The organism is Autumnicola aciditolerans (genome assembly GCF_041679265.1).
In the GTDB taxonomy this organism is placed as follows: domain Bacteria; phylum Bacteroidota; class Bacteroidia; order Flavobacteriales; family Flavobacteriaceae; genus Autumnicola.
In genome coordinates, this window is record NZ_JBGFSM010000009.1 from 50,035 (window position 1) to 63,916 (window position 13,882).

The window sequence follows — 13,882 nt, forward strand, 5'->3', positions numbered from 1 at the left end:
TGTTATTTGCCGCACCGTTTTAAACATTTGAATAGAGAGGTGGCCGAGTGGTCGAAGGCGCACGCCTGGAAAGTGTGTATACGCCACAAGCGTATCGAGGGTTCGAATCCCTTCCTCTCTGCTAAGTGTTTTATTGAAAAATTATTTTTATATTTAACCCTTTAACTAATTAAATTAAGACAAACAGTAATGAAAAGATTATTTTCTATTTTGGTAATCGCCGCGATTATGGTGCTTGGAGCCGGTAATCTCAATGCGGCAAACAATGTGAAAACATTGCCGAGCACATCCATCGTAAACTTTGTGCAACAAGATGAGGATGCCGCAGCTGCTGACCAGGTGGGTGACGAAGAATCGGCTGGTTTTCATCAGGAATTAAAAAGACGTTTCATAGAAGGTGGTCCTGGATTTATGGGGATTGTTCTTTTGTGTCTGATTCTTGGTTTGGCTATTGCCATAGAGAGAATTATCTACTTAAACCTGGCTACAACAAACACTAAAAAACTTGCTCAGGACGTGGAAGACGCACTTAAAAGCGGTGGGGTTGAAGCTGCTAAAGAAGTTTGCCGAAACACACGTGGTCCTGTTGCATCTATTTACTACCAGGGGCTTGACCGTGCAGATGAGAGCATTGAAGCTGCGGAAAAAGCGGTGGTTGCCTACGGTGGAGTTCAAATGGGACAGCTCGAAAAGAACGTATCTTGGGTGTCTCTATTTATTGCACTTGCTCCAATGCTTGGGTTCATGGGTACGGTAATTGGTATGATCCAGGCTTTTGATAGAATTGAAGCAGCCGGCGATATGCAACCTTCACTTGTTGCAGGGGGTATTAAAGTAGCACTTTTAACAACGGTATTCGGTCTGATTGTTGCTATTATCCTTCAGATATTCTACAACTATATCATTGCAAAAATTGACAGTATCGTGAATGATATGGAAGACGCATCAATTCTTTTAATTGATATGTTGGTAGATTACAAAAACAGAAAAAGAGTTTAAGACCAGAATAAAATAATTATGACCTTACATAAAATATTAAAATATCTGGCTATTGTCATCGGCGTAATTGGGCTTATCCTTTTGGGTAGGATCATTGCGGCAGGGGATGATGCCATAGACGCTTCGGCCGATCTGCAAACCAGCCTTCTGGTACCATTTATGTGGGTAGCCTACATAGTACTGGGAGTGGTTATAATATTGGTTGGAATTTTTGTGATTGCAGGACTGTTCAGGGGAAATATTAAGAATACACTTATTTCTATTGGGGCCTTTGCAATCATAGTAATTGTTGCTTATCTTGTAACTGACGGGTCTGAAGTGATTTTGAAAGACGGCGGAACATTGTCTGCTAACGGCTCTCACTGGGTAGGTGCTGGCTTGGTAACTTTCTATATCCTTGCAGCCATCGCGGTAGGAGCAATGATTGTTTCAGGAGTGAGAAAATTAATAAAATAAATTATGGCTAGAAGATCATCACCAGAAGTTAATGCGGGTTCTATGGCAGATATTGCTTTCCTGCTCTTAATCTTCTTCCTGGTTACCACAACCATCGAGACAGATAAAGGGATTAGCAGGAAACTTCCGCCATGGCAGGATGAAGATGTGGAACCGCCAACATTAAAAATGCGTAACGTTTACGAGGTTATTATTAATAGTAATAACGATTTGTTGGTGGAAGATGAAGAGATGGAGCTTAGTGAGCTTCGCGAAGCTGCAATAGAATTTTTGGATAATGGAGGAGGTACCGGTGATGAGGCATGTAGTTTTTGCCAGGGTTCTAAGGATCCGGACCTTTCAGTAAATCCTCAAAAGGCCGTTATCGCATTGCAGAACAACCGGGGTACGGAGTATGGTACTTATATCGCGGTTCAGAATGAACTGGTTGCTGCCTACAATTTCTTAAGAAACAGGGAGGCTAAGCGACTTTATAACGTTAGTTTTAACGAAATGGAGGCCGCCTATAACGATCCCAATTATACTGGCGATAAAGACGCGCTGGAAGAGAAGATTGGGGTAATAAAAGATATGATTCCGCAGAAGTTGTCTGAAGCAGAACCAAAGGGAAGCTAAAACCTTAGTTATGGTATTCCTTAATTAATAATTTAAATTGACCATTTATGTCTAAATTTAAAAAGAAGAAATCCGGAGAGTTGCCTGCTATTAGTACGGCTTCTTTACCAGATATTGTATTTATGCTGCTTTTCTTCTTTATGGTGGCTACCACAATGAGGGAAACTACTCTGATGGTGCAAAATAAACTACCTTTTGCAGACCAGGTTGAAAAGCTGGATAAAAAGGATTTGGTGATGTATATTTATGCAGGAAAACCAAGCCAGAGATATCAGGATAAGTTTGGTACAGAAGCCCGTATCCAGTTAAATGATAAATTTGCCAGGGTGGAAGAAGTACAGCAATTTATCTTCCAGGAAAGGGAAACCAAAAGAGAAGAGCTGGTTCCCTATTTAACCACAGCCTTAAAGGTGGATGAAGAGACCAATATGGGACTTGTTTCCGATATTAAGCAGGAATTGAGAAAAGCGGAAGCTTTAAAAATTAATTATACTACCGTGGTGGGAGATCCTACCCAGAATTTGTAGGATTTACTTTTAACAAAGAAGTTAAAATACTAACATCCTGTCTAAGTTTTAGGCAGGATGTTTTTATATTTAGAGGGTCTATGTATTATATTGGAGCTGGCATTTTAATTTTCATTCTAAAGTAGAAGGAAGTATAGAATGACTTCTGGAATATTAATTAATATAAGTCAATTGCTATTTTTTGTTGTTCCGCAATCCATACTATTCTGTTTTTGCGGTAAGTAATTCATGTTTTCCTGTTTTATGAAAGATTTTAAAGCCTTGTTTGTTGTTCTTGTATTTTTTGGAAGCAGCCTTGCTATGGCACAGGAACAAGATCTTACTTTCAAAATTGGCGACACTATTCCTATGGTAGTAGATAGCCTTTACCGGGAAGATCAATTTTATGTGGGTTTTACTTTTAATCTTCTTACCAATAAACCAGATGAAATTTCCCAATCTGGGTTTTCAGGTGGTTTTCAGGCTGGTTTTACCCGGGATTTTCCGCTGAATAAAAGAAGGAATGTCGCAATTGGTGCCGGTCTGGGATGGGCCATAAACAGTTATGGGCAGAATTTATTTATAGGGGAAGAGGAATCTGGAGAAAGTATTTTTAGAGCATTAGACGAAGATATATCATATGACACCAATCGTTTTACCACCCAGGCTGTGGAAGCTCCTTTGGAGTTCCGATGGCGCACATCCACCGCTACCACATATCGATTCTGGAGAATTTATACCGGTGTAAGGCTAGGATATATCTACCACTTTCGCTCGAATTTTGTCCAGAATAATAATCAGGTGAAACAGACGGAAGTGCCGGAATTAGAGCGGTTTCGGTTGGGAGCAACCTTTACCTTTGGTTATAACACCTTTAACTTTCACTTTTATTACAGCCTCAATCCTTTCTTTGCAGATGCTTCCCTTCAGGATCAAAACGTGGGACTCTCAACCCTTAAAATGGGGCTGATGTTCTATATTTTATAATTTTAAAATCCTGGTGATTTCTTTTCTATTAATTCGTGGGAAACTCATAATGCTTTTAAATGAAGCTTTTAGAGCCAGTAATTCAATACTATAATTTGCGGAATCAAACCTATAAAAAGGCCCAGAATAAGTTCTATGGGAGTATGGGCTTTATAGAATAGGCGGGAAGAAGCGGTAAGGCCCAGAGCAGTTACAAGAAAGGCAATACTATAGATAAGATTTAAATGGAAGTGTGCGCCAAGGGCAATAAGAAACATTGTAAATCCTGAGAGACCAACCAGGTGCAGGCTAATCTTAAAATGCAGAAAAGCCAGGATGAGGCAGGTGAGCCCTGAAAAAAGAATACCTACAAAATAGAAATATAAAGCCGGATAATTGTAAACATTCAGGATCTGGTGCAGGACCATTAGGGTGAGAAACACATAGAAAAGAAGTGGCCATCTTCTTTCCTTTACGTCAGGCAGAAAAGGAGAATTTGCCTTTCCCAGGTTTTTCAGCAAAAAATAAAATACCACTGGTATAAAGAGTGTAATAATGGCAATTGCCAGCAATTTTGCTTTTATTAATTCTATTGGGAAAAACCGTGGGGTCAAAATAAAATAAAGAAGGCTTCCTGCAAATGGCATCCATAAGGGGTGAAAAATATAGGAGGCGCTTTTTAAAAGAAATTTCATTAAATCTGTTTACGTAATCTTGCAACGGGAATATCTAGCTGCTCCCTGTATTTTGCCACTGTCCTGCGGGCGATTGGGTAACCTTTATCCTTAAGTACTTTGGCCAGTTTTTCATCGGTTAGCGGCCTTCTTTTGTCTTCTTCTTCAATAGAAATTTCCAGAATCTTTTTGATTTCCCGGGTAGAAACATCTTCTCCCTGGTCATTTTTCATAGATTCTGAAAAGAATTCTTTTATTAGTTTCGTGCCATAAGGAGTATCAACGTATTTACTATTGGCTACCCTGGAGACGGTAGAAACGTCCATTTCTATCTCATCAGCAATATCCTTCAGGATCATTGGCCGCAGGTTTCTTTCATCGCCGGTGAGGAAATATTCTTTTTGGTAGTTCATTATGGAGCTCATGGTTACCATAAGCGTTTGCTGCCGTTGTTTGATGGCTTCAATAAACCATTTTGCAGCGTCCAGCTTTTGTTTAATAAACATTACGGCATCCTTCTGCTCTTTGGTTTTTTTCTTGCTTTCCTTGTAGCCCTTAAGCATGTTGCTGTAATCGCGTGAAACATGCATTTCAGGAGCATTTCGCCCATTAAGGCTTAGCTCCAGTTCGCCATCTACTATTTTTATGGTAAAATCCGGAATTACATGTTCCACCACTCGGGTGTTGCCTGAATAAGCCCCACCGGGTTTTGGGTTAAGATGTTCAATAACTTCTATGGCGTCCCGTAGCTGGTCTTCTGATATATCGTGCCGCGTAAGTAGTTTTGAATAATGCTTTTTGCTGAAGTGATCAAAGGATTTTTCCAGCAGGTCGTAGGCCAGTTCAACGGCTTCTGTATCTTCCTTTCGTTTTAGCTGAATAAGAAGGCATTCCTGTAAAGATCTTGCGCCTACCCCGGCAGGATCAAGCTTTTGTACCCGCTGAAGCACTTTTTCAACAGTTTCTTCATCAGTGTAAACGTTTTGGGTAAAGGCAAGGTCATCCACAATATCCTGGATGCTCCTGCGAATGTAGCCGCTTTCATCTACACTACCTACCAGGAATTCTGCTATTTCCTGTTCAGTTTCATTAAAGCGGAAGGTGTTGAGTTGCGATTTTAAATGCTGTGTAAAAGAGGTTCCGGCAGCGTAGGGAACTCTCTTTTCTTCATCATCTGCACTGTAATTATTAGCGTTTAGCCGGTAGCTGGGAATCTCATCATCGCTAAGGTAATCATCCACGTTAAAATCTTCCAGAGCTTCATCATAATTATCCTCCTCCGGTTCATTCTCATTGGAAAAATCATCTTCAAACTCATCCCGCACTTCTTCCCTGCCATCTTCCAAAGCAGGGTTTTCCTCTATTTCCTGCTTGAGCCGTTGTTCAAATGCCTGTGTGGGCAATTGGATTAACTTCATCAACTGGATTTGCTGAGGAGATAGTTTTTGAGAAAGTTTAAAGTTTAATTGTTGCTTAAGCATATAATACCTTTTGCTTTACTACAAAAATAAGGAAAACAATGCTATACTAGCTTTGGCATGGAAGATGTTTGTGGTAAAATTTTGTTAAGGGCGTCGGAGGTATTTTTCCGCTTTTAAGAATTTCTGCGGAACAGGAATTTCAAAATTCAGGAATTCATTTGTAAAGGGATGGTGAAAAATTAGCCCAACAGCAGCTAGAAAAATTCCTTTTTTCTGCTGAATTTCAATTCCGCCGTATTTTGTATCTCCTAATATTGAAAAACCCTTACCGGATAAATGTATCCTAATTTGATGCGTGCGGCCGGTATGGGGAAATACTTTAATCAGGGAAAATTCCTGATTATTGGCGTGAAACGATTTAATTCTTTCAATATGGGTTAGGGCCTTTTTTTCATCAATATCGTCATCAAAAATTGCCTTTTCCGGAACATTGCCGCTGCAAAGTGCGATATATGTTTTTTGAACTTTTCTTTCTTTAAATTTTTTCTGAAGCGCCACCAGGGACGGCCGTGTTTTGGCGCAGATAAGCAAACCACTCGTGGGATTGTCTAACCTGTGTACCGGCAATGGGAAAGCTAAAGCAGAAATTTTTGCAGATTTCTTAAGGTTAAAAGACAGGGCATTTTCTACAGTTTTAAAGTAGTTGCCGCTGGTAGGGATGCCTGAAGGTTTTTTTACCACAGCAAGGTCATCATCTTCAAAAAGCACTTCCAGTTTTAACCGGTAAGCCTTTCTTTTACCTTCTATAGGCTGCAGCAGCTCTATCTTCTGGCCTTCTGCGATCCAGTTGGCGGTTTTGGCAGGTTTGCCGTTCAGGAGAATTTCCCCGCGTTTAATGGCTTTTTTAACACCGCTGCGGGTAGGAATGGTTTTAAAAATAGAAACGGCATATTCCTGCAACCTGATTTTTTCATCAATAGCCGGAACAATATGGGTTTCTATTATTTTCATTTATAAAATTAAAAACCTCACAGAATTTAAGAAGCTGTGAGGTTTGTTGTTATTGTATAAGTAAAATTATTTTAAAATTCAGCATTTTGAGGTGTCCTTGGGAAAGGAATAACATCCCTTATGTTGCCCATCCCGGTAGAGAACTGCACCAGCCTTTCAAAACCAAGGCCAAAACCGCTGTGCACGCAGGTCCCAAATTTCCGGGTGTCCAGGTACCACCAAAGCTCTTTTTCGTCTATATTAAGCACCTTCATCTTGTCCTTGAGAACTTCCAGGCGTTCTTCTCTTTGAGATCCTCCCACAATTTCACCAATTCCGGGAAAGAGGATATCCATTGCCCTAACTGTTTTTCCGTCTTCATTAAGGCGCATGTAAAAGGCTTTAATATTGGCAGGATAATCAAAAAGGATCACCGGGGATTTAAAATGTTTTTCTACCAGGTAACGCTCATGTTCGCTTTGCAGGTCGGCGCCCCATTCTTCAATAAGGTACTGGAATTTCTTCTTTTTATTCGGCTTGCAATCCTTCAGGATTTCGATAGCTTCGGTATAACTTACTCTCTTAAAATTATTATCAAGCACAAAATGAAGCTTTTCCAGGAGGCCCATGTCGCTGCGTTCCGCTTTGGGCTTCGCTTTGTCTTCATTTGCCAGGCGCTGATCTAAAAATTCGAGGTCATCTTTGCAGTTTTCCAGAATATATTTCAGCACATATTTAATAAAATCTTCAGCCAAGTCCATATTCCCGTCCAGGTCACAAAAGGCTACTTCAGGCTCTATCATCCAGAATTCGGCAAGATGGCGTGAGGTGTTGGAATTTTCAGCTCTAAAAGTTGGGCCAAAAGTATAGATTTGTCCTAATCCCATCGCGAAAGTTTCTCCTTCCAACTGCCCTGAAACGGTGAGATTGGTCTCTTTTCCGAAGAAATCCTTTTTATAGTCGATGCTGCCATCTTCATTTTTGGGAGGGTTCTTCAGGTCCAGGTTAGTGACTTTAAACATTTCTCCGGCACCTTCTGCATCACTCCCGGTAATAATTGGGGTATTGACGTAGTGAAAATTGTTCTGCTGAAAATAGCTGTGCACGGCAAAAGACAATTTTGACCGCACCCTCATTACCGCGCCAAAAGTATTGGTGCGCACTCTTAAGTGTGCCTGCTCCCTTAGTTTTTCCAGGCTGTGGCGCTTGGGAGAAAGAATGGTAAGCTTTACTTCTTCCGGGTTGGCGTCTCCGTGTATTTTGATCTCTTTTACTTCAATTTCCACGCGTTGCTGGCTTCCGGCACTTTCCTTTAAGGTTCCTTTTATGCCCACTGCCGCACCTACCGTTATTCTTTTAAGGATTTCTTCGTCGGTATTTTCAAAATCTAAAACGCATTGAAGGTTGTTTATGGTGGAACCGTCATTAAGCGCTATAAAGCGGTTGCTCCGGAAAGAACGTACCCATCCGTTTACCTGAAATTCCTGTAAAAATTGATTGCTGTTTAATATTTCAGCAATTTTTGCCTGTATCATTATGCCTAGATTTTGTTGGAAACAAAGATAATTTTTCCACTGCAGCACACAAAGCTTTGATTTTTAATTTTGATTTTTGTTGGTATTCTGCTCTTCGGGATTTTCTTCATCCTCTTCAGAACTTTCTATAATATCAATTGCCGGTTCTTTTAGTACTTCTTTATTGGCAATGCTCCTTTCCAGGGACAGCAGCAGCGAGGGCAGCAACAGCAAATTGGCCAGCATGGCAAACAATAAAGTTGCCGAGACCAGTCCGCCCAGTGCAACGGTTCCGCCAAAACTACTAATCATAAATACTGAAAAGCCAAAGAAAAGTACAATAGAAGTGTAGAACATGCTCACTCCTGTTTCCCTTAAGGCAGCATAAACCGAACGTTTTATTTTCCAGTTATTGCTTTTTAATTCCTGCCGGTATTTTGCCAGGAAGTGAATGGTGTCATCTACCGATATCCCAAACGCGATGCTAAATACCAGGATAGTGGATGGTTTAATGGGCACGCCAAGAAAGCCCATCATTCCTGCGGTTACCAGTAAGGGTAGCAGGTTTGGTACCAGGGAGATCAAAATCATCCTGAAAGACCTGAACATCCAGGCCATTAGCCCTGCAATAAGAAAAATAGCCAAAGACAGGCTCAATACCAGGTTTTTTACCAGGTAGTTAGTCCCTTTTTGAAATATAAGGGCTTTACCTGTTAAGGAAACCTCATAACGGTCTTCAGGAAAAATTTTATTGATCTGTGGCCAGAGGTTTTCTTCTATACGTTGCATCTCTTCTGTACCAATATCTTTCATAAAAGTGGTGATCCTGGCATATTGCCCGGTAGAATCTACATAAGATGAAAGAAGATTGTCTGTAGAAGGCATGCCCTTTATGTAAGGCATAATAAAATTTTGCTCCTGCGAAGTGGGCAACTGGTAGTATTTTGGATTGCTGTTGTAATAAGCCTGTTTGGAGTATTTTACCAGCCGTACTACAGATAGCGGTTTAGAAAGCTCGGGCACTTCAGCAATAAGGTTTTCCAGCCTGTCCATTCTTTTTAAGGTGGAAAGTTTCATCACGCCCTGTTTCCTCTTCGTGTCGATAAGAATTTCCAAAGGCATAATCCCGTCAAATTCCTCTTCAAAAAATTCGATGTCGTGGAAGAATTCGGCATCTTGCGGCATATCTTCCAGCAGGCTGCCTGAAACTTTAATGTTGTAGATCCCAATAATACTCAATGCCAGTAAAGTAATGGAAACTATGTAAATACTAATCCTGCGATGGCGCACCATTTTTTCCATCCAACCCACAAAAGCGCCAATCCAGCGTTTGTTCAGGTGCTTCAGGTGTTTTTCCTTGGGCAGCGACATATAGCTATAGATAATTGGAATTACCAGCAGGCAAAGCAGGAAAAGCGCCAGAATGTTGATGGAAGCCACAATGCCGAATTCCTTCAGCAAAGTGCTGTCTGTTAAGATAAAAGTCGCAAATCCCGAAGCAGTGGTAAGGTTGGTCATCAAAGTGGCATTTCCCACTTTGGTAATTACCCGCTGCAGCGATTTTGCCTGGTTCCCGTGTTTCTGGATTTCCTGCTGATATTTGTTTATTAAGAAGATACAGTTAGGAATTCCAATTACAATAATTAGCGGCGGGATAATGGCGGTAAGAATGGTGATTTCATAATGTAGAAGGCCAATTACCCCAAAGGCCCACATTACACCAATACAAACCGTGACCATAGAAATAAATGTCGCTCTTGCCGAACGGAAAAAGAAAAAGAAAATTAAAGAGGTTACAATAAGGGCCGCAAGGAGAAAAAGCCCAATTTCATCTATAATATTTTGAGAATTTAGCGTACGGATGTAAGGCATTCCCGAAACCCTAACATCCAGATTGTACTTTTCATTAAAATTATTCAGCAGTGGCTCCAGCTCTTCAAGCACAAAGGTTTTGCGCTCTTTGGAGTTTACAATGTCTTTATTTACATAAAGCGCCGATTGTATGGTGTTAGAATGGGAGCTGTAAATAAGATTCTCATAAAAAGGCAGGCCGTTAAAAAGCTCATTTTCATATTCCTGTAATTTGTCCTGGCCCGGATTCCCTTCTTCAATAAAAGGGACCATTTCAAACCTGTTGGGATCATTAAATTTTTCCAGAGTTTGCAAGCCGTTGATGGACAGCACGTAATCTATCTGCGGAAATGTGGCCAGGCTGTCGTTAAGCGCAGTCCAGGCCTGGAATTTTTCAGGCGTAAACAAAGCAGAATCTTTTACGGCAATTACAATCAGGTTACCTTCTTCTCCAAATTTATCAAGAAAATCGTTATACGCCTGATTGATAGGATGATCATCTGGCAGCAAATTGGCTTCAGTATAAGAAAAACGCATATTTTTCCACTGGGTGGCCAAACCTATGGTGATCGCAATTATAAGAATTATGATAGTAAGCCTGTTCCGAAGAATAAGCCGTGCTACGGAATTCCAGAATCCAAAACTGAAAATCTTAGACATGCTGATTTTTTAAGGAGTGCAAAGGTAAAAAAAGCTTTGCTAATTCTTTAGGATAAGTTCCTCAAAAAAAGGCTTTTCAGAGCGGCAGCCGGAAGCTGAATTTAAGAGAAAAATTATCTTCAAAATCAGGTAGGTGATAAGCGCCGTAACGGTAAGCTGTGGTAAGGCCAAAACCTGCGAAAATATTGTTTAATTCCAGCCCGGCTTCAGAAAAACCATGGTCCAGGGATTTAAAGCTCGTGCCCAGATGTTGTTGTTTATTCCTTATATCCCCAATGGCAAAGCGGGAAACCAAAACCAGCTCTGGCCTTATGCTGCGGCCAAGTCTAAAAGGCCTCAACTGGTGCCTTATATTAAGCATGGCAAGGCGGTCACTGTAGAATTCGTTGAAATACATGGTTTCGAAAATAGATTTTCCTGATACCGAAAAGCGGTTAAATACCCCCTGCTCGTTAGCGTTATTTGGAGAAGCATTAAAGGTGTGGGTAAGGGGCAGATTTCCAAAGCTATAATTTCCTTCCAGAATAAATTCGGTGCGCGATTGGTCCAGCCTTATAATTTGATGGTCTGCTATCAGGCCTATTCTTGTAAAATTAAAATCTCCCCCGGCAATACCTTTAATAGCCTGAGAAACCTGTGCGGTAAAACGTGGAAAACCATTTTCTATAGTTACATACTCTTCAGGAGTATGCAAAAATTTGCTGAAGGGCCGCCATAATAAAGCCAGGCCTATTTCAGAAATTTCATATTCTGAATATATTTTTCCATTGTGGGAAAAGCGGTAATCTATACTATTATTCATCGCGATATTGCTCCTGCTCAGGAATAATTCAGATTCCAGTGAAGGAAAAAGGCGGTTTTCCAGGCCAAGTTTTAAATTCTTATAATTATAGAAATTGGTAATATTGGAATACCGGGGGCGGAGCAAAGTAAAATCGTTTACTTTTTTATAATATTCAAAAGATCCAAATTCCCTAATGTCGCTAGTATAACCAATATTAACAGCGGTGGCAGAAGCCTTGTGAAGATAAATTGAAGTGCCCAGATGATATTTAAATTTATGGTCTCTGAACCCATAGGCGCTATAAGCGTTAAAGCTGAATTTCTCAGAAAGTTTGGAATTGGTTTTTCCTCCAAATCCCGGCCTCAAGCCTTCGTAGCGGTTATAGCTAATCAAATTGCCCAGGTCCAGCTCCCAAAAGCCCAGAGGATAATACCCATTAAGCACAGATTTTTGCACTTCCAGTCTCCGCTCAATATTTTGCGCATCAATAATGCTATCTATATAAGCCGAGGTATTGCGGTCCCGCCGGGTGTATACTTCCTGCCGGTTCTCCTGCCAGAATTCCGGCGAATGCTGCGCAATATCGGGTAGCACCTCTATAGCTGCGGAATTAGGGGCTATGGAACTGCTGTAATTTAAGTTCACTTCATAATTTGTGGCAGTAGAAGAAAGATAGTTGTTGGGATTAGTTACCGTGCCTCCAAGCATACTGCTTAAAAGATCACTACCTCTTTGTAGGCTGCCTACAGAAATAATCCCGCCAAAAACCGAAATATCCTTACCTCCCGAACCCGGTCGTATGGTGGTAACCTGTTTTTCAGGAAACCAGAGGTCGTTTTCAGGATAATAGTTATAGTAGTGGTTTGCTTCCAGTTTTATAGCGCCCAGTAATTGGGCTTTAGCCTGTTGTATAGCATAACTAAGCGTGTCCAGGTACAGTACGCCCTCTAAACCTGCAACAATTTTCTCCCTTTTCGGGGCAAAATAAATTATATAGGCAGGCCTGGCAGTAGCAGTGGTGTCCAGAATGGTGAACGTGTAATTTTTAAAGGCGTCCCTGGCAAGCGGGGCGGCATAGTTGGTTCCAAAAAGCTTATAGTCCTCTTTATACAGAGATAACGGGTTGCTCTCCAGGCTTAACATCTCATAAACCGGTTCTTTAAAGCCGGCTGTTTCCAGGGCCAGGACGGTTTCTTTTATGCCTTTGCCCCGGCTATAGGTGTTGCGGGAAACTTTTTCTGAAAGGTATGCCCGGGCAGTATTTATAATTGTTTCTATTCCGGCATTTGCAGTGTCGGCCTGCAGCCTCATCTCTTCTGAAAGGTTATCGATAATGAGTTTTGTATAGGTTTTGTAGCTAAAATGTTCCAGTGCCCGCTGTGGGTCATTTTGATCTTTGTTGGCGATTGCCTTGCGGATGATTTTGTTAGCAGGGTTTTCTCCGGAAGAGAGCATTACAGGCGGCAGTTGTTGTAGTGAAGGCTGAAGTTTTACCAGAACATATTGCATCTCATGGCTAATCTGCACTGTTTTACTGCTGAAGCCGGCGTAGGAAATTTTTAGCTCAATTTGATCCTGATGATAATTTATCTGGAAGGAACCGTCTATATTGGTTAAAACCTGTTCCTCCCCAAAATTGATGCCTGCATAGGGGAGGGGTTCGCCATTTTCAGCATTAATGATCCTTCCCTGAATGCGGTACTGAGCACAGCACACTTCAGCAGTAAAAAAGACAAAAATCAAGATCAGCCAGTTACGCATATCTTTTTTTAGTAAAAGCACCAGAATTTTAGTTGAAAAATAAAATAAAAATTGCCAAACCGGGACATCCTTTAGAGGCCCAATCTGGCAATAATTAAACTTTTTCAGAATAGAAAAAAATCAGATAGTCATGATCTCTTTTTCCTTTGCGGCCAGGATCTCATCTATTTTCTTTATATGCTCATCTGTAAGTTCCTGTACATCCACTTCAGCATTTTTCCTTAAATCTTCTGAGATATCCAGGTTTTTTAATTCATTATTCGCATTTTTCCTGTCGTTACGCACTCCAACTTTCGCGTCTTCGGCTTCAGCTTTAGCACTTTTTACCAGCTGAGTACGTCTTTCTTCAGTTAATGGCGGCACATTTATAATTACATTGTCCCCGTTATTCATAGGGTTAAATCCAAGGTTAGCCTGCATAATTCCTTTTTCGATCTCTCCAATAAGGCTTTTTTCAAAAGGCTGGATGGTAATGGTGCGCGCATCTGGAGTGGTAACGTTGGCCACCTGGTTAAGCGGTGTTTTGGAACCATAATACTCCACCAGCACTCCCCCAAGCATGGCAGGGTTGGCTTTGCCAGCGCGAATGTTTACCAATTGTTTTTTTAAATGCTCAATAGCCTTATCCATACCTTCTTTGGCGGTATCTATAACGAATTCAATTTCTTCCATTTTATAAGAATTT

The 13,882-nt window shown here is 40.9% G+C and carries 12 protein-coding genes and 1 tRNA gene; 6 read left to right on the top strand and 7 right to left on the bottom strand.

Annotation, left to right across the window (positions count from 1 at the left end; genetic code table 11):
* Window positions 1-33 precede the first annotated feature (33 nt).
* The 6 genes from AB8M93_RS11295 (at window position 34) to AB8M93_RS11320 (ending at window position 3,563) form a co-directional block, all read left to right on the top strand.
* Window positions 34-121, top strand: a tRNA-Ser gene (locus tag AB8M93_RS11295).
* A 68-nt stretch (window positions 122-189) separates the two neighbouring features.
* On the top strand, window positions 190-999 hold the full coding sequence (locus AB8M93_RS11300; protein ID WP_373057695.1) for a MotA/TolQ/ExbB proton channel family protein: 810 nt from the start codon (window positions 190-192) through the stop codon (window positions 997-999).
* An 18-nt stretch (window positions 1,000-1,017) separates the two neighbouring features.
* Window positions 1,018-1,455, top strand: a complete 438-nt coding sequence (locus AB8M93_RS11305; RefSeq protein WP_373057696.1) for a hypothetical protein — start codon at window positions 1,018-1,020, stop codon at window positions 1,453-1,455.
* A 3-nt stretch (window positions 1,456-1,458) separates the two neighbouring features.
* The gene (locus AB8M93_RS11310; protein WP_373057697.1) at window positions 1,459-2,070 is read left to right on the top strand and encodes an ExbD/TolR family protein; all 612 of its coding nucleotides are present in this window, start codon (window positions 1,459-1,461) and stop codon (window positions 2,068-2,070) included.
* Between the two features lie 47 nt (window positions 2,071-2,117).
* A complete protein-coding gene (locus AB8M93_RS11315) occupies window positions 2,118-2,597 on the top strand; it encodes an ExbD/TolR family protein (RefSeq protein ID WP_373057698.1) in 480 nt (159 codons plus the stop codon).
* 243 nt (window positions 2,598-2,840) lie between these two features.
* Window positions 2,841-3,563 carry a porin family protein gene (locus AB8M93_RS11320; protein WP_373057699.1) on the top strand — a complete coding sequence of 241 codons (723 nt, stop codon included), beginning with the start codon at window positions 2,841-2,843 and terminating at the stop codon, window positions 3,561-3,563.
* Between the two features lie 68 nt (window positions 3,564-3,631).
* On the opposite strand, the gene AB8M93_RS11325 is transcribed toward AB8M93_RS11320, so the two are convergent.
* The 7 genes from AB8M93_RS11325 to frr form a co-directional block, all read right to left on the bottom strand.
* A complete protein-coding gene (locus AB8M93_RS11325) occupies window positions 3,632-4,237 on the bottom strand; it encodes a hypothetical protein (protein ID WP_373057700.1) in 606 nt (201 codons plus the stop codon).
* Window positions 4,237-5,697: an RNA polymerase factor sigma-54 gene (rpoN, locus tag AB8M93_RS11330; protein ID WP_373057701.1), complete on the bottom strand. Its 1,461-nt coding sequence runs from the start codon at window positions 5,695-5,697 to the stop codon at window positions 4,237-4,239. Before rpoN ends, AB8M93_RS11325 begins: the two co-directional genes overlap by 1 nt.
* Before the next feature lie 84 nt (window positions 5,698-5,781).
* A complete protein-coding gene (locus AB8M93_RS11335; RefSeq protein ID WP_373057702.1) occupies window positions 5,782-6,648 on the bottom strand; it encodes an RluA family pseudouridine synthase in 867 nt (288 codons plus the stop codon).
* A 71-nt stretch (window positions 6,649-6,719) separates the two neighbouring features.
* Window positions 6,720-8,162, bottom strand: a complete 1,443-nt coding sequence (gene asnS / locus AB8M93_RS11340; protein WP_373057703.1) for an asparagine--tRNA ligase — start codon at window positions 8,160-8,162, stop codon at window positions 6,720-6,722.
* 63 nt (window positions 8,163-8,225) lie between these two features.
* Window positions 8,226-10,652, bottom strand: a complete 2,427-nt coding sequence (locus AB8M93_RS11345) for an efflux RND transporter permease subunit (RefSeq protein WP_373057704.1) — start codon at window positions 10,650-10,652, stop codon at window positions 8,226-8,228.
* 76 nt (window positions 10,653-10,728) lie between these two features.
* On the bottom strand, window positions 10,729-13,197 hold the full coding sequence (locus tag AB8M93_RS11350; protein ID WP_373057705.1) for a DUF5686 family protein: 2,469 nt from the start codon (window positions 13,195-13,197) through the stop codon (window positions 10,729-10,731).
* A 120-nt stretch (window positions 13,198-13,317) separates the two neighbouring features.
* Entirely contained in the window at window positions 13,318-13,869 is a 552-nt protein-coding gene (gene frr, locus AB8M93_RS11355) for a ribosome recycling factor (RefSeq protein WP_373057706.1), read from the bottom strand.
* Window positions 13,870-13,882 lie beyond the last annotated feature (13 nt).